This is a genomic window from Brevibacillus sp. DP1.3A, assembly GCF_013284245.2.
Classification (GTDB): domain Bacteria; phylum Bacillota; class Bacilli; order Brevibacillales; family Brevibacillaceae; genus Brevibacillus.
The window spans coordinates 5,060,421-5,085,412 of the sequence record NZ_CP085876.1; the positions used below are offsets into that span (position 1 = coordinate 5,060,421).

A 24,992-nucleotide genomic window follows, 5' to 3' on the forward strand; every position below is an offset into this window, starting at 1 on the left:
GGTGGACGCTAAAGGCAGGTTTCCCTTTTTCCATTACGCTTCGGTTGGTATCCCAAAGACTTTCGCTTATTTCTTCTTTTTTCTCTTACCAGCTTGAGTGGTTGTACTCGCTTATAAGATTATTGTTCAGGTTGCACTTCGTAGATACTACGATGATTAAACTTGTGTAAGATCATTGCATTCCCTCATGAATGAACTAACGAGGAAGCTGACAGAAGCTGCGTAGAAGAAGCGCATTTCCAGTCCAAGCGCCTCTGGAGCCCGCCCTAGCGTAGGAAAAAATGGCAGGGAATTTCAGCTTCACTTATGGATTACTTCCTCGAAACTTTCTACGTTTGAAGCGCTCCTGCCATTTTTTCCGGAGCGAACAGCCATACCTACAGCGGGGCGTAGGCCGAAGCGTAGACTGGAAATGCGCTTCTTCCCCCACTACAGCTACTTAAAAAAACAAATCCCTTCGGTCTTTTGAACGGAAGGGATTTGGCTTTTATCTATTAAAACGGAAATGGACGAGTTTCCTTCTGAATGGATACCCAGCGTGGAGACGTAAACTCATGCAGAGACCAGTCGCTGCCATGGCGTCCCAGGCCGGATGATTTTTCTCCGCCAAATGGTACGTTCGGCTCGGTATTGATACTTTGATCGTTGATATGCATCATACCTGTTTCGATTTGCAGAGCGACTTCTACGCCATGCTCCAAATCCCGTGTAAACAAAGATCCGCTCAAGCCAAAATCTGTTTCGTTTGCGATGCGGATTGCTTCCTCTTCGCTATCCACCGGCAAAATATTGGCAACAGGACCGAATACTTCATTCTTTGCTGTCGCCATATCATTCGTGACATCTGCCAGAATCACTGGCTCCATCAGTGTGCCTTTTACTTCACCGCGTTTGATGACACGCGCACCTTCCTCGATTGATTGATCGACCAAGCCTTGAATTTTATCCACTTGTCTTTCGTTAATAAGCGGACCGACAAAGGTATTCGGGTCTGCTGGATTGCCCGCTTGGATGACGGAAGCTTTTTTCGCGAAAGCGTCAATAAATTGATCATAGATTTTGCGATGAACGATAATGCGGTTCAACGCCATGCAAACTTGTCCTTGGTGGAGGAATTTCCCGAAGACAGCCGCACTTGCTGCTTGCTCGACATCTGCATCTTCCAGGACGATCATCACGTTGTTTCCGCCTAATTCCAAAGAAGCTTTCTTCAAGTTTCTGCCGCAGATTTCGCCGATTCGACGACCAGCAGCGGAAGAGCCTGTGAAGGAAATGACTTTTGGAATCGGATTTTCGATCATGGCATCGCCGATTTCCGCAATATCTGCAACGACTACGTTAAACAAGCCTTTTGGCAGTCCAACTTCTTCAAGTAGCTTCGCAATGACCAATCCACCGGAGATGTATGTTTGCAGATCCGGCTTGACCACAACGCCGTTACCAGTAGCCAGAGCAGGGATGATGGCACGGATAGACAAATACAGTGGGAAGTTAAACGGACTGATTACACCTACTACCCCAACTGGCAGATGGTAGACGCGGTTTTCTTTGCCCGGAATGAAGGAAGGCAATATTTCGCCTTTCATCCGTAATGGCAAGGAAGCATATTCCTTGATATCGCCGACCACAAAATCAACTTCCGCGTTTGCTTTTGCAAATGTGCTGCCTGTCTCGGAGACTAAAATATTCACGAGCAGCTCACGATTTTTTTCTACCACTGCTGCGATATTGTGAATGATGCCAGAGCGAACGTACGCATTCGTTTTTGCCCACTCTTTCTGTGCTGCTTTTGCAGATCGGTACGCCTGCTCTACATCTTCAACCGTAGCCAGCTTGATACTCACCAGCTCGGATTGATCGTATGGGTTGCGGTTAGTATAGCTATTCTGGCTCTTTCCTTCTCGCCATTCGCCATCAATGAATTGTTTTGTGTACTCGCTGAAAATGTTGCTCATATGAAGTGTCCTCCTAGCTTAGTCCATCTTGATGATTGCTTTGATTGTTTTACCGCTATGAGAATCGGCTACCGCTTGGTTGATTTCATCGAAACGATAGAATTTTACCAGCTTGTCCATCGGGAATTTCCCTTGCTTGTACAAATTGATCAGCTGCGGAATGAAAATGCGCGGTACGCAAGCCCCTTCTACCACGCCCGTAATAGTTTTGTTGAGCAAGAGCAAGTCGTTCGTATCGATTTTCTCATCGGTTCCGAGTGGAGGTGCCCCGATTTGCGCTACGACTCCGCAGAATGTGAGTGCATCGACAGCTTGACGCAACACGCCTGGTCGACCAGCAGTTTCTGCTGCATAGTTTACGCCGCCATTGGCAATCTTCTTGATCTTTTCTACCGGATCAACGTTTCGCGCATTAATGACATGGGTCGCACCCAGTTCTTTTGCCAGCTCAAGACGATTATCATGCACATCGACCGCAATGATCGTGCCGCAGCCGATTGCATTCGCAGCCATGATCGCGCTAAGCCCAACCGCTCCTGCACCAAACACGGCAATGCTTGATCCTGCCTCTGGCTTCAGCCTGTTTATGACCGTGCCACTACCTGTTTGAATACCGCAACCAAGCGGTCCCAAAAGAGCCAAATCCACATCTTTGTCTACTTTCACCAGATTGCGCTCATTTACAATCGTGTACGTTCCAAAAGAGGACTGACCGAAGAAGTTGGACAATCCTTTCTCTTCGCAGTGATGTCTTTTTGTCCCATCTTCCATATTGCCAAGGAAGTTCAGCTCGAAAAATCTTTCACATACATACGGGCGTCCGCTCAAGCAATAGTGGCATTTTCCGCAATGGGCAAAACCGAGCACCACATGATCGCCAGGCTGTACATAAGTAACACCCTCGCCTACCTTTTCAACTACTCCCGCACCTTCATGGCCCAGAACGGCAGGAAGCGGAACAGGATATTCTTGATCTCGCGCAATCATATCTGTGTGGCAAATTCCAGAAGCTACGACGCGAATCAGAACTTCTCCGCTCTTAGGTTCATCGAGTTGAATTGTTTCAATACGAAATTCTTCACCTTTTGAGTGAGTAACAGCAGCTTTCATTTGCATAAAATATCCCTCCGGTGATTTCTTCGCACCACTCGATCATTTTTCGAGGATTAACCTACCAGATTCATTTATGATTTCGTAAAGACACCTGAATATAACACCTTGCTGTAGGAAATGAAGAAAAATCCAATCGAGTGTTGTGCGTCGAGAGTAAAGTATTAGTTTCTCTTCTCCGAGGATTATTCCATTAGCAATTTTCATTCCAAATATATTTTTCAACTGAAAATGAACGAAATCCCACTCTATCCGCATTTTTTCTACGCGTACATTTGTCGATTGCCTTTGAACGAATTGAACAAATTGTCTAGCTCATATTGAACAAATTGTTCAAAGTAAGACAAAAAACAAAGGCATCGCCCTCTTGTTTGCAAGAATGGGCAATGCCTTTTGATTTCTCTCGGTATTTCTAGCTGGGAGCGACCGTTATTTTGCTTTCCCCCATTCTACCTCCTCCCATTCAAATGAATAGGCCAACACATCGATACATGAATCATGCGCGCATAATACCCAATGCTTTACTCGCGGGGATGTGAATCCAAAAGCTTCTTTCACGTTCGATTCCACAACCTCATAGAATCCAGGGTTCGGGCAAACATTCGTTTCGTTCCATTCATCACTGATAGACAAGCTTCCGTCATAGTACGGATCAAGCATGCTGAAATCATATCGTTCATAACCGTCTATTTTACCGTATTTCGTAAAAAGACCGATCGCCTTGAATGTAATTTTGATCATAGCACTGCCGGCTTTATTGTATTCGTCGTCTGGAATGTCATCCCCGTATTGCTCTTGTAGCTTAGACATGACCTCGTCGTATCGCTTTTGATTAAATCCACACATCACTTCCACGCTTACTTCCCGATCCTCATAACCAGTAAAACCGGCAAAATCATGGGAGGGACTGATCATCCAGGGAACTTCGACGGGTACAACTTTCATTTGGCTCATCGATTCACCTCCGCTTCAAAGAACACCATTTCATCAAATGTAATCCCCAGAACACTAAGTCCATAAATTTCATCGTTTTTCAGAGCACTACCCTCATCTATTTTTTAAAAATAAACAGAAGGAGACGTGCCAGCTTTCAGTGCGATTGAAAACGATATTTTGGTAATTTCTAAAAAAATAGCCGATATGCTGCACCAAGGCAGAAATATCGGCTTTCTAAACCTCTCCATATCAAGCGTTAATAAACTCCATCAGCTTCTTATTAAAATCATCCGCCTGACAAATTGGCAAACCGTGTCCACTGTTATCAAACGGAAACAGCTTCGACCCTTTGATTTGCTGCTGGGTGAGCTCGGCGCTTTTGAATGGGATCAATTGATCGTGAATCCCATGAAAGATTCCGGTTGGCACACGGATTTGACTCAAGTCATTGATTACATTCTCCCTCGATGCTGCTTGCATGATTTTGATGAGCGCATAGGACGCGGAGTCCAGCCCCATTTTGACAAACCACTGGAGCGTAGCAGTCCCTAAATTTCGATTGAAAAACTGCAAAGAAACCGTGTTTAATAACTCAGGTAAATTGGCGTACATCTGACTGATCAGCCCATCTGCTTGCTCCTTCGGGACGCCGTATGGAGAACCCGGCATTTTCACAAAGGAAGGAGAAACCGCATCCACTAACGCTAGCTTGGAAATATGGCGCCCCTCATAACGAGACATATACCGAATCGAAATGGCTCCACCCACTGAAAAACCTAGCAAGACGGCATCCCTTATCTTTAATGCTTCCAAAACGACATAGATGTCATCTGCTAAGCGATCATACGTATAGCCGCTCCACGGTTTGTCCGATTGGCCGTTGCCGCGTATGTCCATAGCAACACAGCGGAACCCATGCTGAGGAAGTACGTTGAATTGGTAGGAATACATGTTATGGTTGAGCGGCCAGCCGTGAACGAAAAAAATCGTTTTGCTATTCGGGCCAGGATTGAGGTCTTCAACGAAAACCGTGACACCCTTTTCGACTTCAATGTACATAACCCTACCTCCTGTTTCACACCATGCACCTCTTTACACTCAAGGTATGTCACCAGTTGTAAGGTTATGTTACTACTCTCCTAAGTCCTGACTTGGATACGCATGAACGATGCGTCCTTTTCTTCCCCTAGTCGTGACTGCTTGCGAAAGAGAGTGGTAGATGGCTTCCTCTGTCGCTTCTGCCGCAGCAGCAAACAGCTCGTTCATGATCGGGTGATCCTCGCGTAATTGCACGCGGGTTTCCGTAACGGCTGTTGTCTGATGCGGGATTTTTTGAGCTGTGGAAAAAGCGATAACGATGTCGCCGCTCCCGTGCCCAAAATGGCTCCCCGTTCGTCCCAAGCCGATTCCTGCGCGCTTTGCTACCCGAAGCAGTTGTCGATCACTGAGCGGCGCATCTGTCGCCAGTACGATGATGATGGAGCCATCCTCGGACTTCTCTACGGCGTTTTCATTGCTTTTAGAGCTTGTGAACAGATTTGCTCCCAAGAAATCATTTTTGTTGCCAAAGTTGCTGAGTACCAAAGCCCCCAATGTATAGACCTGCTCCTCAGCCACAACGATACGAGAAGACGAGCCGATACCACCTTTATAGCCAAAGGCAATCATCCCCGTCCCTGCCCCGACAGCTCCTTCTTCTACGGCCTGGTCCGTTGCGTTCAGAATCGCTTCTCGAGCATCTTCCGGGCGCACGACACAGCGGCGAATGGAATTGAGATGACCATCGTTGCATTCGCCCACGACAATGTTGATCGTCCCGGTCGTGTCCCCGATCTCTTCGTTCGTATCCAGCATGTATTGCAGAGTCCCTTGTGTAACCGCTGGAACGGAAAACGTATTGGTGAGCATGATCGGCGATTCCAATACCCCCAGCTCATTTACTTGCACGAGTCCCGTCGTTTTGCCGAAGCCATTGATCACATAGCTGGCTGCGGTTACTTTTTCGCGAAACAAGCTACCGCCATGTGGCAAAATAGCTGTCACTCCTGTGCATGCATAGTCGTCGTTGTCCAGCTCATGCTGGATCGTCACATGTCCCACTCGGACTCCGGCTACATCCGTAATGTCATTTTTCTTACCGACCGGCAGCTTCCCGATTGTCGCACCGAGCTGCCGAATTTGTTTCGTCATGCACTCCATTCCTTTCGTAAGGCTGTGCCGATCGTTTACACGGGACGATTGCGCAGAAAGTTCTCATAGGCAAACCCGCGCACTTCTTCTTCCTTAAAATGCTTGAGCAGCTCGTTGATCAGGTTTTGGCTCTGACCCGCATGCTCCAAGCCCACGACCTTTGCGGTAATGCCGTCGAAGTCAGAGCCAAGCCCGATATGACGCACGCCACCGAGTGAACAAAAATGATCGATATGCTTGATCAGATCATCTATCGTGGTTGGTGTCGTTTCATTGATAAACTGAGTGCAGTAGACGACGTGTACATTCGCGCCTTTGGCAAATAACGCTTTTGCCTGTTCATCCGTCAGATTGCGTGGATGGTCGCAGATCGCTCGTGCATTTGAATGACTCGCGATCGGGTATGTAGCGAGCTCAATCGTATCCCAGAAGCTGCCCTCCCCTAGATGTGAGACGTCCGTCAACATTTTATGCTCATTGTGAAACTGAACGATTTCCTTGCCAAAAGTTGTCAGTCCGGCATTCCTCGGTTCCAGCGCACCATCCGCAGCGAGATTCGCGAAGTTCCAGGTGAGGCCCACAGAGCGAACCCCTAACTGATACAAAATGTGCAGCTTCTTCAAATCGTTGCCGATTGGCTCTACACCTTCCAACGTCAGCAATGCTCCGATCTCACCCTCTTGTAAATGGTCGAGATCGCTCCAATCACGAATTTGTTTCATTTCTGGATGTTTTCCGAGCACCTCTGTATAAAAGTAATGAATTTGATCCAAAGCTTTTTGAAAACGTTGCTCCGTGGACAATTCAGGCGATGTCCAGATCGCATAGCACTGCAGCTTTACCCCGCCATCGTGCAGCCGTTTTCTGTTGACGTCTAGCTCGTCCGCATCCGCAAAGGACAGAGCCCCATTTTTCTCCCAAATTTTCAGAAGTGCATCACAGTGCAAATCGATAATCGGCATCTTGGTCATCTTTAACCATCCCTTGTGCTAATTTCCTTTGAGAACACTACCTATTCTGTTAATTTTAAGGTAATGTATTTTGGAGAGCGAATCCAATAAATTATTGCAATAAGTCACTTAAGAAAACATTATCGAGGTATGTCCGAGGAGGAGCAGCCGCGTTTTTGCGGAAAGTTTAAACACGGTCGCTTTTACACTGTAAAGCACGTAAACTTTTCTACACGATTTAAAAATTCACATAATGGAGCCACTACTCATGAATATGGAGCAAATTGAAGCATTCATCTTTGTCGCCCTGACCGGGAGCTTCAGCAAAACGGCTGATTTGCTCTATCTGTCACAGCCCACGGTCAGCATGCGGATCAAGGCACTCGAAACGACTATGGGCTGTAAGCTGTTTCAACGTACGGGTCATACGATTTCTCTTACAAAGGAAGGCGATCTGTTCCTTCCCTATGCGAAAAACATCATGCACATGCTACAAGAGGGACAGCAAGCGATTCAGCGATCACAAGGCGATGTAGAGGGAGAATTGACCATCTCCACCGTTTTTGTCTCCGCCTTTTACATTTTGCCTGACCTCGTCCAGCAATTCCAACAGCTGTACCCCAAAATCAAGCTGACGATCCTCACCGGACATTCCCATCAGGTGCTCGATATGGTTCTGAACCACGAGGTGTCATTCGGAATTGCTCGTGCTGTTACCCATCCACAGATTAACCGGATTCAACTGATGCCGGATGACATGGTCTTAGCGATTTATCCCGACCATCCATTTTCTTTCCGCCATCAGGTCTCCATTGAAGAAGTCGCACGTGAACGACTGATCTTGTTCAATCGGGGCTCGCTCGACTGGAAGCTGATCAACAATGCATTCAGCCATTTTCAGCTACAAAACAATGTCGTCATGGAGGCTGACAACATCGAGGTCGTGAAGCGGATGGTTAAACAACGGCTGGGCATCGCCTTTTTGCCTCGCTTTGCCATCTCCAAGGACTTGAGCGAAGGCGAGCTGCAGGAAGTAGACGTCCTGAACCTGCCGCAAATCAACCGGAACTTCGAGCTGATTTACCTCAAGGATACACCTGTTCACGGGATTATGCGTACGTTTATCGACTTTTTGATGCAGAGCAAAGCCTTGCAGCAGTAGGTTAGCCACCACATTCTATTCATACAGATCCCCTGGAGGTGATTTCCCATGTCGTCTCATCTATTCGAACACGTAGCCAAAACACCCACTCTGCAGCAGCCCTTCCACAAAACGATGCCCCCACCTTCTGCATCCATCAAGCGAGATAGCCCGTCACACCTTATCCAGCTGCAGAAGTCGATTGGAAATCGTGCACTGATTCAATTAATGAAATCCCAGAGGCAGGGAATCGTGCCTAATAAACAGCCAATTCAACGCTTTAAAGACGAAGATGGCCATAATACGGCTCGTCGAGCAACCGCAGAAGAAGCTAGAAGCGAAGCTTTTCAAAATGATGAGATGCAAATGGATCATACCATCTCCCAGCATTCGCTTATCACGTTGAGCGAATTATTAGAGGGTATCCGGCAATTGCCGAACGAAACATTTAAGGCAGCCAAGGAATCCTACGCTCAACTTATAAGCGAAGTAAAAGATGTCTCCGATAACGATGAAAAATGCACGAGGATTCAATTGGTGAATTTCTATAAGAACTTGGTGCCTGGATTTAAAGAAACGACTGGGAATCCCGGTTCAAAATTCGATCCTCAAATTGAGATGGTAAGCACGGCTAAGGAGTCGACAATCATCGCCAGAGAAAAGGCAATCTCTGAACAACTAAGAAAAATCGATTCGTTTATACGTAAGCTCTACCATTTGACCATGCTGTTTCCAAAAACGAAGCAAGATGATGATCTGGCCGAAGAGATGGATGAAGAGCTTTCCAAAATAATGAATGATATAAAGACCTGCTTGGAGAAAGTGCGTCAGGAGTTCACGAAGGAACCAGGCTATGATGAAACCATCTGGTACAAATCTGAAACGAAAAATGTGAAGCGTGTACCTGCAGAATGGCTAAAAACGGGAGCAAGCAAGTTAGAGGATTTGGGCTCAGAGCAGCATTTATTAGGGTATGGAAAAGACAAAACAGCGAAACCAAACACGCAAGACACACAAGACGTACAAGACGTACAAGATGCTTTCAAGGAAGCGACCTTTACTTGGGATTACCAGCTAACCAAATTTGATGAAAAAATCAAAGTGAAAGTAGTCATTTCCGAAAAATGCTGGAAGCACATTTACGCTCGGCATAAGTTGGAATACTTTGCGGGCGATGTGCAGGCGATCAATACATTTTGGAAAGACGATCCACATGGAACAATTACTCAAGAGCTCCTAGAGCCCGAGATCAACCTTCTCATCGAGAGATCGAAACTCTCATTACGAGATTTGCAAGAGGGGGATACAGATGCGATAAACGAAACAGCACACCATTTGTTCTTCCAAGGAAATATAGAAGTGGTGGAGGAAGTACAAAACATCGCCGAACCTGTAGCGAACCCCCAACCAGTAAACAAAAGTAAAAACAAAAAGAGGAATCAAAAAAAATCCCCCAAGACTGAAATCAAGCCCCCCATTAAAAGCATCCACATCACATTGGAATCCGTGGCACCACAAAGCCCCGAGCTAGCCTACGCAGTTGAACCCACTCTTCTGCAAAATGAATATTACAATAAACGAGAGTTACAGAGACTATTTCCCCCGAAACAAGGAAGTGAGAGCGTCGAAGAGGAGTAACAATTGAAAAAGCTGAGTCGCTCTCATGCTTTTTTCCGTGCTCGCAATTTCGTACGAATGATCATCTCCGCCGTCACGACAAGTCCAATCATGGCGACATATACACCGATTGTGTAGCTGAGCTCATACGGCAATCCTACTACCTTCTCTACGATCAGCTTCACGAGATGAATCGCCATGTTGGTGAACAAGAAGACGAAACTCCGGACCATCCATTCCTTATGCTTCATGACTTGGCGCTTTTTAATTTTGACGAGTGCCGTAATGGTGATGGCCGGCCAGATGACGTTCAACAAGTGGAAGGGCCAACTCGCCACTTTTCCACCCGTTACATAAGGGGCCATAAATCCCGAGGTGACTACCACAACCAACACACTAAAAAGATAAACATAGCCTGTTACTTTATGTAGCTTGCGGTTCTCTGCGAGCAGCTTGTCCGAAAAGTTAGCCACTCCACAGACCAGGGCAATCAGAGCGAAAAACAAATGGACATACATCACCGTAAGCCAGATCGATGTGTTCATTCGCTCTTTGTTGTAATCAGACTTGTGACTGAGAAAGCCTTTCGCTTCTGGATCGATGAGAAAGTTTTGCACAAGTGCATACGTGATCGCTATACAAGCGACGAAAATGACAATCGAATACGGTTTGATACGGTTCATCCTGTCACACAACCCTTTGTTCAATTTTTGAGACCGGACAGTTCGGTCTCTTTTGATTTTACATGAATGCCTTCTTTCGTACATGAGAGAAATGTTACAATAACTTGGACGAATATAGACCGTGTTGGCCGAATGAAAGGACTATCGCGATGCGAAAAGGCGAAAAAACAAAGCTGCATATTATCCAGAAGTCAGCCGAGCTGTTTAATCAAAACGGTTATACAGGAACCTCCATGCAAGACATCATGGATGCCACGGGACTTACCAAAGGCGCTCTCTACAGAGGTTTTGCCAGTAAAGATGAAATAGCAATCGAGGCCTTCAAATATGCTGGTGAAGTATTGAATGAACATTTTGCGGCTGCGCTAGAAAAACAGGACACAGCCACTGCAAAACTCGTAGCCATGGCAAAGGTATATTCTGATGCGGTAAACAATCCCCCGCTCCAAGGCGGCTGCCCGCTTCTCAACACAGCCGTCGAAAGCGACCATTCGTTCCCTGTTCTTCGCAACTATGCCGTCGCCGCTTACCAAGAGACCATATCGTTCATGCAAGGGTTGCTGGAAGAAGGAATCTCCCAGGGAGAATTTCGTGCTGAAATGGACGCAGAAGCAGTCGCTTCGGTTATCTTCTCTTCCATTGAAGGAGCCATAATGGCAAGCAGACTCACCCGCGATAACAAGCATGTCCATTTTGCCATCAAGCATATAGAGCAGCTTTTACAGACATACGAGCCATAGCAAAAAGAAAAGAGCAGTCGCGCAGGATGTGATACCCCTGCCCAACTGCTCTATTTTCATGGACTGTTCCTGCTAAATTCTATTTGATGTAGTGTACTTTTTCATGTCCAAGCAATGCTTCCAGCACTTGCTGTACTTTCACGCCTGTCTCAAACGTAACCAGTCTAGCGTCCCCACCGTTAATGGCAATGGACAGCTCATCCAACAACAGGGAGAGACGGTCTTGCTGTGGAATTTCAGCCGGAACGAGCGCTTCGCCGTGTCCACCCACAAACAGATTGCTCCAGTTCACGACACTCAGCGTCCCTTTTGACCCGTACACGCGATAATCCAAATGCTCTTGGTGCGCGATACCCGCCAAGCCATTGATCGTAACCGGGGTACCATCTGTCAGACGTAGGAAAGCCGATACACCTGTCTCGCATAGCGCAGGATCTGCTGGATAATCTACCTCTGAGCGTACTACATGCAAATCTCCGAAGAGCGCGTAAGTCAGGTGAGTGAAATGAGGGAGCACTTCACGGATGAAGCCGCCTTGCTCACGACCAGCCAGCCAAGGTGTTTGCTGCCATGGACGCGGCCACTGGTGAAAATGCGTCAAGATATCGATGCGTCGGATATCTCCGATTTCTTCGAGTCTGCGTGAGAGCTCAGGAAAAACACCTTGATAGTAGAGCGGGAAGTTCATCGCATGGACAACCCCTGCGTCATTTGCTGCTTCCAACATTTCTTGCGCTTCTGTCAACGAATTAGCCAACGGCTTTTCGCAGAGTAAATGCTTTTTGTGCGCCAGCACATCCAGAGCAATGGCGTGATGGAATTTGGGAGGAACTGCCAAATAGATGACGTCCAGCTCTACCTTTTTCAATAATTCCTTATAATCTGTGTACCAAGGCACATCACCGGACTTTTGCGCGGCTTCCTGTGCTCTTTCCGCCGATACATCACTCACTGCGGCTACTCGAAATTTTTCGTGGGTACGGATAGCATTCATCATGCGTTCGCCCATGACGCCTGCGCCAATCACCCCAACGTTCCATTTCACTTGGTCCATCTGCATTTCCTCTCTTCCTGGTGAATGTTCGTCTTCGTGCCTCTACCCCTTTCTCCATTCATCTGAACATTCCTTCTGAAAAGCTCAGATTGTCAGTTGCGGACGATTATGAAGACGTATGGTTTGACCCAGAGATGTTACATGACTGAAGAAAACAGCTAGAGAACCGGTATACCAACCATGTTCCCTAGCTGTTTCTTTATCCAACCGCTTTGTTACACGATGTGTAAACCAAATGTTTTGTCTCCAAACGAAACGGTCTCCATATCTGCTGCTTTCGCAAACGACACATCCGAAACGAGTACACTCTCACGCAAAACATGATCAAAACGCTCCAATGCTGCTCGTAGCTCATCGCCCACATCCAGTGTGAGCTGGACACGTTTATCGATGGGCAAATCCAGCTTTTTGCGTGCATCCTGGATGACACGGATGATTTCTCGAACCAAGCCTTCTTGCTCAAGCTCTTCTGTGAGTGTCGTATTCAAGGCCACGTGGAGCTGATAGCCAGATGCAGAAGCGAAGCCTTGCTTCCCTTGCTTTTCCACGAGCAACTCATCTAGTGTAAGCCGCACGCTCTCGCCTGCGACCTCTACATCCAGGTAGCCATTGTCCACCGCTTTCTGTGCATCGGCTGCGTTCAATTCTTTTAGATACCCTTGGATTGGCCCAACGTGCTTGCCGTATTTTTTCCCAGCTACCTTCAGGTTGAGCTTGAAATGATACGTCACGAAGCTGCTGTCGCTTTGCTCCACCCGAATGTTTTTCACATTGATCTCGTCTTGGATAATGCCAGCAAATCTCTCAAGGTTAAATGGCTGCTCCATCGATACGATCAGCTCGGACAGAGGCTGTCTGGTCTTGAGTCCAGTTTCGTTGCGGACATTTCTAGCCAGCTCCACGATGTGTCGAGCCGTTTCCATGTCCCGCTCAAGGGTTGCGTCGATTGCTTCTGTGTTCACCTTCGGATAGTCAGTCAAATGAACACTGCCTTCTCCACCCAGATTACCATACATATCTTCTGCGATCAGCGGTGCGTATGGTGCGATCATCTTCGCCAGCGTCAGCAACACTTCCCGCAGGGTCTGGTAAGCAGATACTTTGTCAGGAGTCATCCCGCTGCTCCAGAAACGATCCCGCGAACGACGGATGTACCAGTTGCTCAGCTCGTCGACGAACGCTTCGATATGCCCAGCCGGATTCATGAAATCGTAGGTTTCCAGACCTTTTTCCACGTGCTGCAAGGTGGTATTCAAGCGGGATAGTATCCAACAATCCAATTCATTCACAGGCGGTTGTGGCAGATGCTCTTCTGGCTTGAATGCATCGATCAAGGCGTATAACGAATAAAAAGCATGAGTGTTATGGATCGTATCGATCACTTTGTACTTCGCCTCGGCGACGATCCGCTTGGAGAACCGCTTGCTGCTCCACGGCGCACTGTCAGACAAGAGTGCCCACCGGAACGCATCTGCACCGAACTCCTCGATAACCTCCCACGGATCGATCCCGTTTCCTTTGCTTTTGGACATCTTTTGACCGTGTTCATCCAAAACGTGACCGGTAGAGATGACCGCCTTGTAAGGGGCTTTTCCGTTATACAAAGTTGAAACTGCCAATAAGCTGAAGAACCAGCCCCGCGTCTGATCGATTCCTTCCGAAATGATGTCGGCAGGGTACTGCTCCTGAAATACCTTTTCGTCGCCGAATGGATGATGGTACTGAGCAAACGGCATCGAACCACTGTCGAACCACACATCAATGACCTCAGGGGTCCGCTCCATCGTACCGCCGCAAGAGCAATGCAGCTTCACATTATCCACAAACGGCTTGTGCAGCTCCAGATTCTCGTCGAGTGGCGCCACAGACTTCTCACGCAGCTCTTTTACACTGCCTGGCGCATATTCGCAGCCACAATCCTGACAAAGCCATAAATTGAGCGGCGTCCCCCAATACCGATTGCGGCTGATATTCCAGTCTACGAGCTCTTCGAGGAATTTCCCGAAGCGCCCTTCGCGCAAATGGCCTGGATACCATTCGATCTTGCTGTTGTTTTCGATCAGCTGATCCTTGATCGCTGTCGTTTTGATGAACCAGCTCTCCATCGCGTAGTAGAGCAGTGGCGATTTGCAGCGCCAGCAGAACGGATAGCTATGCTCGTAACGCTCCTTGGAAAACAACAGTCCGCGATGAGACAGATCCTTTACGATATCGACGTCGCAATCCTTGACGAAGCGACCCGCGAAATCTGAGATTTGATCGGTATAGCGGCCAGCCAAATTCACGACGTTCACGAAATCAAGACCATGCTGACGGGTCGTGCGATAGTCATCCTCCCCGTGCGCTGGCGCAGTATGCACAATGCCAGTTCCGCTCGTATCACTGACATAGTCCGCATCGACGACGATATGTCCATGGTTTACCTTAATATAGCCAAAAGGCGGTTCATACGGGGTACCGACGAATTCTGCCCCTTTGTGCGTGGACAAAACCTCGTAGTCTTCCTTGAACACTTTCTCCGCGAGATTTTTTGCTACGACGTACACTTCATCCTTGTGCTTCACCCGCACGTAATCGAGCTCTTTGTTAACAACCAATGCCACGTTTGCTGGAAGTGTCCATGGTGTCGTCGTCCACGCGAGAAAGATGTCCTCGTTTGTCTTGCTTTTGAATTTGACGGTCGCACTTAAGTCCTTCACGTCTTCATAGCCTTGCGCCACTTCATGGGAGCTGAGTGTCGTCTGGCAATCCGGGCAATACGGACTGACACGATGTCCTTTGTACAGCAGTTCTTTCTTATGAATTTCAGAAAGGATGTGCCAGACGCTTTCGATGTAATCGTTGGTCAAGGTGACATATGGATGCTCCATATCTGTCCAGTAAGCGATGCCTTCCGTCAACTCGCGCCATTGCTTTTCGTACTCAAATACGCTGTTTTTGCACTCCTCGACGAACTTGGCCACTCCGTAGTTTTCGATCTCCTGCTTGCCGGAAATGCCGAGTCGTTTCTCCACCCCAAGCTCTACCGGGAGACCATGTGTATCCCAGCCTGCTTTGCGGACGACACGGTAACCGGACATCGTTTTGTAACGTCCGATGAAATCCTTGATGACCCGTCCGAGCACGTGACCGATATGCGGCTGTCCGTTGGCGGTCGGTGGACCTTCATAAAAGACGAAATTAGGCTTTCCTAGCCGATTGTCCATCGACTTGCGGAATGTGTCATCTTCCCTCCACTGATCCAGAATGCGTAACTCTCGTGTCCTTGCTTTTTCTTTTACGTCTACTTTCCTCATCATGTACACTCCTTCTTCTGTAGTTTGCGTAGAAGTGTAGGTTCATAGAACGCAAAAAAATCCCGCCCCCTAAGGGACGAGATTTGATCTCGCGATACCACCCTTGTTCCGAAATCTTCATGCAAGCATGTCATTTCGGCACCTCTACTACGTACCATCATACGCGTCCCTTGTAACGGTGGGATTCCGGGTCAGCTTACTCCAGATGCTTCAGCTTTCCTTCTCGGAGAGGATTTTTGGCTAAGTCTTGAACGTTGGCTTTCAGCACAAGGGCCAACTCTCTGGGGAACAAGGGGATTAGCTTACTCTTTCTCGTCAATGAATTTGTTGGTGTTATTGTTGTTACTTTACTTTTTACACTGGTTTCTAAAAACTGTCAAGGGTTAGGCCACGACGCGCTTCACGCTGCGACGGCTTTCCACCTGCGACAAGAACAAGCTGAGAACCAGGATAATCGCGCCGAACAAATACGGTGCGTTCAAATGAACCCCGTACAGCGTACCTGCCACTGCTGGGCCAAAAATATTCCCCAGACTCATGTAGGCATTGTTCATCCCTGCTACGAAGCCTTGTTCATCCCCTGCTCGCTTGGAGATCAGCGTGTTGATCGCTGGACGCATAATCGACGTCAGGGTAAAGAAGATAACCGTCATAATCAGCATATACCAGAAGTTACCGGACAATAGCATCATCACCATCGATACAGCAGACAAGAAGAACGTCACATTAATGAGCTTCTTCTCGCCAAAACGAGTAATGAGCTTGCCGATCAGCGCTGCCTGCACAATCGTACCGGCAAGTGCTCCCACTGTGATAATAATGGAAATATCGCGCGGAGTATAAGCGAACTTCGCATCGACGAACAGCGGGAAGATAACTTCGAAGTTCGCCAAGCCAAACGTCATCGTAAAGACCAGCACCAGCATGATGAAGTACGACGATTGAAATGACTTGCCGAGTTGTGCGAAGATGTTTTCCTGCTTCTCTTTGGCGTTTCGTGCCGCGAGCTGCTTTTCCTTAGGAAGTGATTCTGACAAGAAAAAGATGGAACCAAGTGTGGCTACCGCACCAACTGCCGCGGAAATATAGAACGGCATACGCAAGCCAAGCTCTGCCAAAAATCCGCCAATACCAGGCCCGATAACAAATCCGAGCGACATGGCAGCTCCAAGCATCCCCAATCCTTTTCCACGTTTATCCTCTGTCGTAATGTCAGCTACATACGCCAGCATCGACGGAATCATCGCTGCTGCCCCGATCCCGCCGATCAGACGAGAAAGATAGAGCACCCAAGTTTGTTCAGCCAAGGCAAATACCAGATTGGAGATCGTAAACAGGACGAGTCCCATTACAATCATGATTTTTCGCCCGTACTTATCCGACCATTCCCCCGCAATCGGAGAAAACAGAAATTGGGTCACACCAAAGGCCGCCACCAAGTATCCAGCCGTCTCCCCACCCGCGCCGAACTCTTTGAGAAACTCGGGCAAAATCGGAATAATCAAGCCAATTCCCAGCATGGCGATAAACATGTTGATCATCAGGAAGAGAATCGGTCGCTGACTATTCTCTTGTGCATTCATATTCATTTATCCAGTCCTATCCTTATAGATTTTTCTCTTTAGCCTTGCAGCTTCGCTTTCACACTTTCAATCACCGTGCGCCACATGGCAGGGTCTGTTGAAATCTGTTGCTTGAAGTTGCGGTACAGCTCCTTTTGCTTTTCCTCAAAATCAGGAGCGTCTGCAGCCGGCAATCCTGCACGGGCAGTCGTAATCATTTCCTGCACTTCTGGAGAACGCGGTCCCCAAACTCTTGCCTCGTAGCCATCCTGGTCGAGGAAAATAAAGATCGGGATGGCACGTGCTGTGCCATTGGTCAGGTATTGATCCATCAGCTCCAGATTTTCGTCACGGATGAGAAAGCGCAATTCGATGTTGCTTTCCTCGGCAATTCGCTGAATGACAGGAACGCACAAGGAAGCATCCCCACACCAGTCTGCGGTCAGCACGACCCCTTTCCAATTGCGCTGGGAGAGATCCTTCCAGACAGCCAGATCTTCGTCAGTAAATGTGAGCTGATCGTATACGCGGGACAGCTCTTCTTTGTTGACGTCCATGCTTTCTTTGTACGCAGCAAAGCTCATTCCTTTTTCAAACCAACTGTTATGATTCACGTTAGACATACTCCGTACTCCTCCTGTATAGTGAAAAATTATTGCTCCCAAATAGCAGAAGTTCCCAAGCGATTGCGAATGGAAGAGCTTCTTGTTTTGCGGGCTTCTTTCCCTGACGTCTGTTTCATGGTGCTTGCCTTGGCAGCCAGGTCCATAAACCACTCTCTATCTTTGGTTGCGAGGGCGAGGTCGATCAGATCATGCATGTGCTCTTCATCATCAAAAGAACCTACCGGAATGCGTTCCATCCACTGTCTTGGAATCACCACCTGCTTGCCGATCGTCTCTTCGTTGTCGCATTGAACCACATAAACTTTCGCGGTACCTCGCAATGAATCATCTGTTTCGACGAAGCCTTGAACTAACTCGCCGAATTTGGTTTTGCCTAATATCCATTCTCCGACTTCCAATAACTCATCTCGATTCATTCCCGTGCACCTCCTAATTGTAACGGAAATTATTACAGTTTCCATGTTAAAAATTTGTATGGTTACTGTTGCGAATTCTCCTGACATCCTTGACGGACTTTATCTAATACAGTCTGGATCGTGATTTGTTCCAAATACTTTGTAAAGTACATCTCTGCTTCGGTAAAAATCTGATCCATGACTCCGTGCATATTCGCAGAAACCTGACACGCTTCTTGCGGATCTCCCGAACACCAGTGCGGCTTCAGTGTACCATTCGAGATCGAACGATATATCTCGGCCAAGGTGACCTCATTCGGGTCGCACGCAAGTATATAACCGCCGCCAATTCCCTCTTTGGTCTTCACAAACCCGTTCTTACGCAGAATGCTCATGATTTTGCGAATTCTGGCAGGATTCGTACATACATTTTTTGCGATAAGCTCACTGCTTGCCATATGCTCTGGGATATGAGCCAACAAAGCCAAGCTGTGAACAGCTATGGTAAATTCACTATTCACGTCACAGACGGCCTCCTTGCGAAGAGTACTGTAATAATAATTCGTACAGTTACGAATGTCAACAATTGTGTGGGGGCAAACTTTTTAAAAAGCCGGAGGATTTCAATCTGCGGTGGTCGGGGGGAAGCGAAGGCACATGTTTTCCAGATGTTCGAAGAAAATAATGTTTGTAGACTCAGAAAATATAGTATTAGACTGACGATGCGTCACTACGCTAACCGGTAGATTAGCTTAAGATAAAGCGCGGAGAACCGTATCTCAAATGATGGCAAGTATATTTGTTGAAACGTAAAGAAGACAGCTCAAACTGCTACTGAAAGATGATATCTTGAATACAGATTATGCCGAGAGCGAGTGATCAAATAGCTTAAACTCCGTAATATCCGTTACCCTCTTCTGATTTGGTTTTTCAGCTCGAAAGTTACGGTCCAAAACCATTCGGGGTTATATTGCCAACTTTCCCCTTATAAGAACGATATTTTTTCATGCGAACCATACTTTTTAAGGCTAACTCGCTCTTGCCCAAGATTCCGCTACCCTGTATAGGCTTTTCTGAATGATTCACTTTTCGTTGCACCAATAGAAGCAGCGATGGAAGCATGAGTTTCTTTGCCGACTACATAGCGTAGAACTGCTGATAACTTATCGTCCGCAGAAAATTTAGCCATAAAAAAACTGCACCTCCAATTGTTAGGTGTGTCTAACAAATGGGGTGCAGTTCAGTGGCTGGACTGACTTTTTGTACGGAAGTATTGAATAGTCTACTTTATTTTCTACGAACACCTGGATTATCGCCGTTTTTATTAGTTGTAAACGCAAATAGGATAGAAGGTATCCTGTCCTGTCTAGAGCTAGGTCTTCATTTTGAAGGAAATCCGTGCTTGCTTGCACGCCAAGCTACTAGAAGCGCAAGGATGAGCAAAATAAACAAAGCCCAAGGTAAGGAGCTGGGATCCATTATTTCGATAAGGACTCCGCCCAACATCCCGCCTCCACCGATGGCCATGTTCCACGCCGTCACGAGCATGGACTGGGCCACATTTGCATTCTCGCCCGCAGCATCAGCTAGTGCAGTCTGTAGCAAAGTCGCTGCCCCTCCAAACGTCAATCCCCACAGAGCTACCATTAGATAAATCACGATGGGATGGCCGCTGCCTATACCAAGAACAACAGACGCCGTGGCGAATACGATGAGGCTGATCAGAACCAGAGGTCGTAATTTTCGATCAATCAACACACCAATACCCCAGATCCCAACCAGCGAAGTCATTCCAAAAATGAGTAATACCCAATCAATACGCTCTGATAATCCAACCTGAGCAAGATATGGTGCAATATAAGTATAGAGAATGTTATGGGCTAGAACCCAGGTAATTACGACAAACAGTACCGGCCTCACCCCGGGGATAACAAAGATCTGGTGGAGGGGGAGCCGTTTATCCACATTCTCTCCAGGATAGTCTGGCAGCTTCCAAAGTACCCATATAACCAGCATCAGAGCCAGTAGTGACATGATACCGAACACCAAGCGCCAGCCAATAAGAGCACCGAGAAATGTTCCAGCAGGGACACCAAGCGCCAGAGCGAGAGGGGTCCCTACCATAGCCACCGCCATTGCCCGCCCTTTCAGCGATTCTTGCACCATCCGACGAGCATAGCCTGCAATCATCCCCCACAATACGCCAGCGGAAACACCCGCGAAAAATCGAGCAACCAGCGTCAGCGTATAGCTGGAAGACAGAGTGGTGATCGAGTTGAAAATGAAAAATCCAAGGATGCACATCAGTAAAAGCGGTCGCCGTCGCCATCCGCGCGTCGCTGCTGTCAATGGAATCGCAGCCGATAGTGAGCCAAGGGCGTACAAGGTGACAAGCTGACCCGCCAGGACCTCCGATACTCCAAGCCCCTCGCTTATCTGAAGCAGCAAGCCAGCCGGAATCGTTTCGGTGAGAATACAGACGAATCCCGCCATAGCAAGGGCCAGTAAGCCGGACCAGGGAAGACTGTCGGATTGGAGAGCACCGGAGACACTCTTTGTCGGGGTAGTATGATGGTATATGACGTAAGCACCTCTCTTTACGGTTTGACATGAAACGATTGCTGTACAGTCCGGTTTATTCAAATTCTGTACAAGAGCCTTGGCTTGTTCCTTCTAGACCAAGGCTCTTGTGTTCGTTTTCGATTACTTATTCCTGTTATATACAGCTTCACAAAGGTCAACCGTAAACTGGCCGGACATGCCTTCCAGAGCGGTATTGGTGAACGCCACGACGCTGAGCCGCTGCAAGGGATCGACAAACCATGAGTGACCATATGTGCCCCCCATACGCCATGTGCCCGGAGATTCAGGGGTGTTTGCGGCGACAGGATCCTTGAGTAGCGTAAAACCAAGACCAAACCCGCGACCTGGCCAATAGGCCATTGGCAGATCACCAATCTGATTGGTGGTCAATTCGCGAACCAAAGACTCTGACAAAAGCGGAGATCCTCCCTTGCGCAATGCTTCCAGCAATTGTAGAAAATCCCCGGCACTGCCAACCATGCCTGCTCCGCCAGAAGGAAAAGCTGCGCTATCAAGTGCCCGACCAGGGGAAAGCCGGAAGCCCGCCGTGCCCTCTATAAACGGAAGGTGGTCGGGATCAAGCAAAGGTCGAAGCTCTGGCAGATCATTGGCATAAGCCGTTGCAAGTCTTTCGGGGTCTATTGCAGTAAAACCCGTATCATGCATCGTAAGCGGTCCTGTTACCAGCGAATGAATAGCCTCATCAAGCGGTGTTTCTGTAACTTTTGCAATGACTGCCCCTAACACATCGGTCGCAATGGAATATCTCCACTCGGTTCCCGGCGTAGAGAGAAGGGGAACAGAGGCTATCCGGCGCAAGTTTTCTTCCAGCGTGATAACCGACTGATCCATGCCATCCGATACCCCGGCTCGTTGATAGGAACCATTTTCCTCTTGAAAGAAGCGGTATGTCAGACCCGCGGTGTGCGTCATTAGGTGTCGAACTGTTATTGTTGCGTACTCACCGTTTTGCAAACGCGGCCGAAACTCCGGCAGCCAACGATCAACGCGGTCGTCAAGTTGTAACCTCCCTTGCGCAACGAGCACGAGAGCAGCCGTTGAAACGATGGGTTTCGTTACCGATGCCAGCCGGAATAACGTCTCTTCTCTCATGGGCCGATTTTCCTCTCGGTCAGCAAAACCGGCTGCACGGCTATAAACCAGTTCCCCATCTATCGCTACTTTAATGACCGCACCAACCAATCGCTTCTCGTACAGCGTTCGCTCGATGACCTCATCAATACGATCTGCCAAATGTTCCAGATCATTTTTTCTTGCATAAAGTGTACTCAACTCTTTTCATCCTTTCGAAATAGTTAAAGCCTTCACCGCTTTACTATTGTAAGTTAATTTTATAAAATTAGTTAAGGTAATTACATAACGTAATCAAGTTAGATGTGCTTCTTCACGAATAAATTCAAGAAGTTTGATAGCAAATACTTATAAATCAAAAGGAGACGATATTGATGGATCACGTTGATAAGCAAATCCTTTACCACCTGCAAAACCAAGCGAGGATTTCCATGACTGACCTCGGAAAATTTGTAGGATTATCACAGCCCGCGGTGACGGAGAGGGTGAAACGTTTGGAGGAAAAAGGGGTCATAAGCGAGTATCGCACCATCATTTGCCCTGAAAAAGTGGGAAAGCATACGGTAGCCTTTATCCTGTTTCATACGAGAGATTGTCACGCTTTCCTTGATTTTTGCCGCTCCACTCCCGATGTTGTGGAATGTTATCGTATCAGTGGGGAACACAATTACCTCTTGAAAGTCATGACCGAATCCACCCAAGCCCTCGAGGAATTCGGAAATCAATCTGATAAATACGGAACCTACACGACGCTGATCGTGATGTCATCGCCTATCGACTATAAATTTCTAATACCTTCTTTTGATGACGCAAACTTACTGCGATAGCTGGAAACGAAAAAACAGCATGAAAAAAGGAATCCGATACTGAATCTGAAGCCCTCTCAGTTGAGAGGGCTTTTTGGCATCGGGAAATATTGAAGGTAAACCTTTAGGTTTAGGAATGTTAGGGGGCCGTTAGCGAAATATATCGACTACTATAACAGCAAGCGAATCAAGACAAAATTAAAAGGCTTGAGTCCAGTACAATACCGAACTCAAACCCTTCAGATTGCTTAAATATAATACGTGTCCAACTTTATGGAGTCACTTCAACACTTTATTTTCGTGTTTTGACTGGCTTGTTTGTATGGGTGGATTGCATAGTCTAATACTTTATTTTCTTTGAACACCAGACGCCTTTTTCCTCACTACGTTCGGGCGGTCTGCTCTACTTGATTGAGAAGTGCGGTCCCGATTCCTTTGTTTTCGCTTACGCTGTCCAAGGAAATGATTTCACATTCCCACTGGAGATGACCATTTGTGGACTTCCCCAGCGTTTGATGAAAAATTCAGTGATGACGTTTTTGTCCAGTTCGCTTGTTGAATTCATCTGCATAGCATTCACCTCTCCAAAATGATAAAAAAAGCCCTCGCTTTTGAGTCAGCAAGGGCTCCACATCATTATGACCGCACATCCAGCAGTACTTTTCCCGTGCTCGCCCTGCTCTCGACCAACGCATGGGCGCTCGCTGCGTCTTCCAATGCAAAATGCTTGCCGATCTTGATGTCGAGCTGGCCATTCGCCAAATACTCCAAGACTTGCTTGGCTGTATCCTGCAACAAGTGTGGACGCAGCTTGCGTGTCGTACCAAAGCTGAAACCTAATACAGAACGGCAGCTTGCATGCAGATCGATCGTCTTGATCTGACCGATTTCGCCGCTGGCATTGCCGAAATGGACGAGTCGGCCGTACCAAGCGAGGCACTCGAGACTACGCTCGCTCACCGTTCCGGAAATCGAGTCCAAAATGACATCGGCTCCCGCACCATCCGTCAACGCTCGTACCTTTTCCACAAAATCTTCGCGATCATTGCAAATCACGTGGTCGGCACCGGCTGACAAGGCAATTTCCGCCTTTGCTTCATTACCGACAGTGCCGATGACTCGTCCTGCTCCGAGCAGCTTGGCTAATTGAATCGCCGTTGTCCCGATTCCGCCTGCTGCAGCGTGAATCAGTACGGTTTCCCCTTTGGCAATGCGAGCAACCTTCGCCAGTAGCTGGTACGAAGTAAATGACACGACTGGGCAAGCGGCTGCTGTTTCCGTGCTGATTTGATCTGGCAGTGCAAAGGTCAAGCTCTCATCCGCCACGATATACTCGGCGTATGAACCGTTAGCCGGAAATGCGATGACTCTTTGCCCCACCTTCAGGCTTTGTACCTCTGCCCCCACCTGTTCGATCACGCCAGTCGCGTCGAGTCCCGGGATAAACGGCAGCTTGGATGCTCCCTTTTTTCCATATCTGGATTTGATATCGGCAAAATTGACACTGGTCATCTCGACGCGGATCAGGACCTGTGTAGGTGACATGGTCGGCATCTCGACTTCCGCATATTTCATCGTTTCCGGCCCGCCTAATTCCGTTACCAAAATCGCTTTCATGAGGAACCCTCCAGACAAGATTGAAATGGAATGTTAGTTTTGCAGAATGGTCATGATTGCGGCTTTTTTCGCTGCGAACTCCTCGTCGGAAAGCACAGGGGTAAACGCTGCTCGCGGAATGTCCACCAATAGTTCATGCCAAGATTTGCAGCCTTGATAAGCAGCGTCAATCGGGATTTCTACAGGCTGCTCAATTCGATACATCCGCACGAACAAAATGTGAAGCGGCTGTTTTTTCTTCCAATGCAAACGTACATCTGCGAAATTATCCGTCCAGATGTGGAAGGGCGAAAGTGCACGCAGCTTGGCTTCGTCCATCAACTCAACATCGTCGGTTACTTCGGCAAAATATTCGATCATCACGGTCTTCTTGTCCATTGTCCAGCCTTCGAGGGTCGCGTCTAACAGATGTTGGTAGTCTGCCTTTACCATGTCGCGCTTCTGGTGCTCATAGGTCGGATACAAATAAAATTGATTATTTTCCAAGCGGAATTCTCGTGTTTCTTCGTATAATCCACCCTTGCGGATCGTGATGATCTGCTCACCTTCTCCAAGTGCTTTGACGGCGACTGCCCATTCCTTCAAGCTAAGGGGGGATAGCGGCTGTACGATCGACTGCATGCAGCACGGCTCCCTTCT

General features: G+C 47.8%; 21 protein-coding genes, 3 pseudogenes and 1 other annotated feature. Of the genes and pseudogenes, 5 read left to right on the plus strand and 19 right to left on the minus strand.

Going from position 1 to position 24,992, the window contains the following annotated elements; all coding sequences use genetic code 11:
* Window positions 1–494: 494 nt before the first annotated feature.
* The 6 genes from HP399_RS23145 to HP399_RS23170 all read right to left on the minus strand — a co-directional run bounded on the left by HP399_RS23145 (window position 495) and on the right by HP399_RS23170 (window position 7,162).
* Window positions 495–1,955: an aldehyde dehydrogenase family protein gene (locus HP399_RS23145; protein ID WP_173619177.1), complete on the minus strand. Its 1,461-nt coding sequence runs from the start codon at window positions 1,953–1,955 to the stop codon at window positions 495–497.
* Between the two features lie 18 nt (window positions 1,956–1,973).
* Entirely contained in the window at window positions 1,974–3,071 is a 1,098-nt protein-coding gene (locus HP399_RS23150; RefSeq protein WP_173619178.1) for an NAD(P)-dependent alcohol dehydrogenase, read from the minus strand.
* 423 nt (window positions 3,072–3,494) lie between these two features.
* Window positions 3,495–4,019, minus strand: a complete 525-nt coding sequence (locus HP399_RS23155; protein ID WP_173619179.1) for a hypothetical protein — start codon at window positions 4,017–4,019, stop codon at window positions 3,495–3,497.
* Between the two features lie 231 nt (window positions 4,020–4,250).
* On the minus strand, window positions 4,251–5,060 hold the full coding sequence (locus HP399_RS23160; RefSeq protein WP_173619180.1) for an alpha/beta fold hydrolase: 810 nt from the start codon (window positions 5,058–5,060) through the stop codon (window positions 4,251–4,253).
* A 72-nt stretch (window positions 5,061–5,132) separates the two neighbouring features.
* A complete protein-coding gene (locus tag HP399_RS23165) occupies window positions 5,133–6,191 on the minus strand; it encodes a P1 family peptidase (RefSeq protein ID WP_173619181.1) in 1,059 nt (352 codons plus the stop codon).
* A 35-nt stretch (window positions 6,192–6,226) separates the two neighbouring features.
* Complete coding sequence (locus HP399_RS23170; protein WP_173619182.1) at window positions 6,227–7,162, minus strand: dipeptidase; 936 nt, start codon at window positions 7,160–7,162, stop codon at window positions 6,227–6,229.
* 247 nt (window positions 7,163–7,409) lie between these two features.
* Here HP399_RS23170 and HP399_RS23175 point away from each other — a divergent pair, with 247 nt between their 5' ends.
* On the plus strand, window positions 7,410–8,303 hold the full coding sequence (locus tag HP399_RS23175; protein ID WP_173619183.1) for a LysR family transcriptional regulator: 894 nt from the start codon (window positions 7,410–7,412) through the stop codon (window positions 8,301–8,303).
* Window positions 8,304–8,351: 48 nt separating this feature from the next.
* Window positions 8,352–9,920, plus strand: coding sequence for a hypothetical protein (locus HP399_RS23180; RefSeq protein ID WP_173619184.1), 1,569 nt, complete (start codon window positions 8,352–8,354; stop codon window positions 9,918–9,920).
* A gap of 23 nt (window positions 9,921–9,943) precedes the next feature.
* Here the strand turns inward: HP399_RS23180 and HP399_RS23185 are convergent, their stop codons facing one another.
* Window positions 9,944–10,582, minus strand: coding sequence for a DUF2306 domain-containing protein (locus HP399_RS23185; protein WP_173619185.1), 639 nt, complete (start codon window positions 10,580–10,582; stop codon window positions 9,944–9,946).
* Window positions 10,583–10,731: 149 nt separating this feature from the next.
* Between HP399_RS23185 and HP399_RS23190 the strand changes: the two genes are divergently transcribed.
* Complete coding sequence (locus HP399_RS23190) at window positions 10,732–11,322, plus strand: TetR/AcrR family transcriptional regulator (RefSeq protein WP_173619186.1); 591 nt, start codon at window positions 10,732–10,734, stop codon at window positions 11,320–11,322.
* A gap of 79 nt (window positions 11,323–11,401) precedes the next feature.
* On the opposite strand, the gene HP399_RS23195 is transcribed toward HP399_RS23190, so the two are convergent.
* The 9 genes and pseudogenes from HP399_RS23195 to HP399_RS23235 form a co-directional block, all read right to left on the minus strand.
* Window positions 11,402–12,376 carry a Gfo/Idh/MocA family protein gene (locus HP399_RS23195; RefSeq protein WP_173619187.1) on the minus strand — a complete coding sequence of 325 codons (975 nt, stop codon included), beginning with the start codon at window positions 12,374–12,376 and terminating at the stop codon, window positions 11,402–11,404.
* A 215-nt stretch (window positions 12,377–12,591) separates the two neighbouring features.
* Window positions 12,592–15,672 carry an isoleucine--tRNA ligase gene (ileS, locus tag HP399_RS23200; protein WP_173619267.1) on the minus strand — a complete coding sequence of 1,027 codons (3,081 nt, stop codon included), beginning with the start codon at window positions 15,670–15,672 and terminating at the stop codon, window positions 12,592–12,594.
* A gap of 69 nt (window positions 15,673–15,741) precedes the next feature.
* Window positions 15,742–16,000, minus strand: a binding site (T-box leader).
* Between the two features lie 55 nt (window positions 16,001–16,055).
* On the minus strand, window positions 16,056–17,261 hold the full coding sequence (locus HP399_RS23205) for an MFS transporter (protein WP_173619188.1): 1,206 nt from the start codon (window positions 17,259–17,261) through the stop codon (window positions 16,056–16,058).
* A 32-nt stretch (window positions 17,262–17,293) separates the two neighbouring features.
* Window positions 17,294–17,857 carry a thioredoxin family protein gene (locus tag HP399_RS23210; RefSeq protein ID WP_173619189.1) on the minus strand — a complete coding sequence of 188 codons (564 nt, stop codon included), beginning with the start codon at window positions 17,855–17,857 and terminating at the stop codon, window positions 17,294–17,296.
* Window positions 17,858–17,886: 29 nt separating this feature from the next.
* Window positions 17,887–18,276 (minus strand): IDEAL domain-containing protein, encoded by a 390-nt coding sequence (locus tag HP399_RS23215; protein ID WP_173619190.1) that lies wholly within the window; start codon window positions 18,274–18,276, stop codon window positions 17,887–17,889.
* A gap of 62 nt (window positions 18,277–18,338) precedes the next feature.
* Window positions 18,339–18,776: an RrF2 family transcriptional regulator gene (locus HP399_RS23220; protein WP_048031845.1), complete on the minus strand. Its 438-nt coding sequence runs from the start codon at window positions 18,774–18,776 to the stop codon at window positions 18,339–18,341.
* Window positions 18,777–19,124: 348 nt separating this feature from the next.
* Window positions 19,125–19,290 (minus strand): annotated as a pseudogene (locus HP399_RS23225) (IS3 family transposase); the annotation flags it as partial.
* 345 nt (window positions 19,291–19,635) lie between these two features.
* Window positions 19,636–20,748 (minus strand): MFS transporter, encoded by a 1,113-nt coding sequence (locus HP399_RS23230; protein WP_173619191.1) that lies wholly within the window; start codon window positions 20,746–20,748, stop codon window positions 19,636–19,638.
* Between the two features lie 210 nt (window positions 20,749–20,958).
* A complete protein-coding gene (locus HP399_RS23235) occupies window positions 20,959–22,131 on the minus strand; it encodes a serine hydrolase domain-containing protein (protein WP_228088326.1) in 1,173 nt (390 codons plus the stop codon).
* A gap of 173 nt (window positions 22,132–22,304) precedes the next feature.
* On the opposite strand from HP399_RS23235, the gene HP399_RS23240 reads away from it, so the two are divergent.
* On the plus strand, window positions 22,305–22,757 hold the full coding sequence (locus tag HP399_RS23240) for an Lrp/AsnC family transcriptional regulator (protein ID WP_173619192.1): 453 nt from the start codon (window positions 22,305–22,307) through the stop codon (window positions 22,755–22,757).
* Between the two features lie 129 nt (window positions 22,758–22,886).
* Window positions 22,887–22,988: pseudogene (locus HP399_RS23245) on the plus strand (IS3 family transposase); the annotation flags it as partial.
* 137 nt (window positions 22,989–23,125) lie between these two features.
* On the opposite strand, the pseudogene HP399_RS23250 reads toward HP399_RS23245, so the two are convergent.
* The 3 genes and pseudogenes from HP399_RS23250 to HP399_RS23260 form a co-directional block, all read right to left on the minus strand.
* Window positions 23,126–23,307 (minus strand): annotated as a pseudogene (locus HP399_RS23250) (GNAT family N-acetyltransferase); the annotation flags it as partial.
* A 65-nt stretch (window positions 23,308–23,372) separates the two neighbouring features.
* Window positions 23,373–24,353: a quinone oxidoreductase family protein gene (locus HP399_RS23255; RefSeq protein WP_173619193.1), complete on the minus strand. Its 981-nt coding sequence runs from the start codon at window positions 24,351–24,353 to the stop codon at window positions 23,373–23,375.
* A 33-nt stretch (window positions 24,354–24,386) separates the two neighbouring features.
* The gene (locus HP399_RS23260; protein WP_173619194.1) at window positions 24,387–24,974 is read right to left on the minus strand and encodes a DUF1802 family protein; all 588 of its coding nucleotides are present in this window, start codon (window positions 24,972–24,974) and stop codon (window positions 24,387–24,389) included.
* Window positions 24,975–24,992: the final 18 nt, after the last annotated feature.

Bases quoted from the DNA above. Each gene is read 5' to 3' on its own strand.
- HP399_RS23205 (WP_173619188.1), bottom strand. From the start codon at position 17,261: ATGAATATGAATGCACAAGAGAATAGTCAGCGACCGATTCTCTTCCTG.
- HP399_RS23215 (WP_173619190.1), bottom strand. From the start codon at position 18,276: ATGAATCGAGATGAGTTATTGGAAGTCGGAGAATGGATATTAGGCAAA.
- HP399_RS23165 (WP_173619181.1), bottom strand. From the start codon at position 6,191: ATGACGAAACAAATTCGGCAGCTCGGTGCGACAATCGGGAAGCTGCCG.
- HP399_RS23155 (WP_173619179.1), bottom strand. From the start codon at position 4,019: ATGAGCCAAATGAAAGTTGTACCCGTCGAAGTTCCCTGGATGATCAGT.
- HP399_RS23255 (WP_173619193.1), bottom strand. From the start codon at position 24,353: ATGAAAGCGATTTTGGTAACGGAATTAGGCGGGCCGGAAACGATGAAA.
- HP399_RS23145 (WP_173619177.1), bottom strand. From the start codon at position 1,955: ATGAGCAACATTTTCAGCGAGTACACAAAACAATTCATTGATGGCGAA.
- HP399_RS23160 (WP_173619180.1), bottom strand. From the start codon at position 5,060: ATGTACATTGAAGTCGAAAAGGGTGTCACGGTTTTCGTTGAAGACCTC.
- HP399_RS23185 (WP_173619185.1), bottom strand. From the start codon at position 10,582: ATGAACCGTATCAAACCGTATTCGATTGTCATTTTCGTCGCTTGTATA.
- HP399_RS23170 (WP_173619182.1), bottom strand. From the start codon at position 7,162: ATGACCAAGATGCCGATTATCGATTTGCACTGTGATGCACTTCTGAAA.
- HP399_RS23195 (WP_173619187.1), bottom strand. From the start codon at position 12,376: ATGGACCAAGTGAAATGGAACGTTGGGGTGATTGGCGCAGGCGTCATG.
- ileS (WP_173619267.1), bottom strand. From the start codon at position 15,672: ATGAGGAAAGTAGACGTAAAAGAAAAAGCAAGGACACGAGAGTTACGC.
- HP399_RS23150 (WP_173619178.1), bottom strand. From the start codon at position 3,071: ATGCAAATGAAAGCTGCTGTTACTCACTCAAAAGGTGAAGAATTTCGT.
- HP399_RS23240 (WP_173619192.1), top strand. From the start codon at position 22,305: ATGGATCACGTTGATAAGCAAATCCTTTACCACCTGCAAAACCAAGCG.
- HP399_RS23210 (WP_173619189.1), bottom strand. From the start codon at position 17,857: ATGTCTAACGTGAATCATAACAGTTGGTTTGAAAAAGGAATGAGCTTT.
- HP399_RS23260 (WP_173619194.1), bottom strand. From the start codon at position 24,974: ATGCAGTCGATCGTACAGCCGCTATCCCCCCTTAGCTTGAAGGAATGG.
- HP399_RS23175 (WP_173619183.1), top strand. From the start codon at position 7,410: ATGAATATGGAGCAAATTGAAGCATTCATCTTTGTCGCCCTGACCGGG.
- HP399_RS23180 (WP_173619184.1), top strand. From the start codon at position 8,352: ATGTCGTCTCATCTATTCGAACACGTAGCCAAAACACCCACTCTGCAG.
- HP399_RS23190 (WP_173619186.1), top strand. From the start codon at position 10,732: ATGCGAAAAGGCGAAAAAACAAAGCTGCATATTATCCAGAAGTCAGCC.
- HP399_RS23230 (WP_173619191.1), bottom strand. From the start codon at position 20,748: ATGGCGGGATTCGTCTGTATTCTCACCGAAACGATTCCGGCTGGCTTG.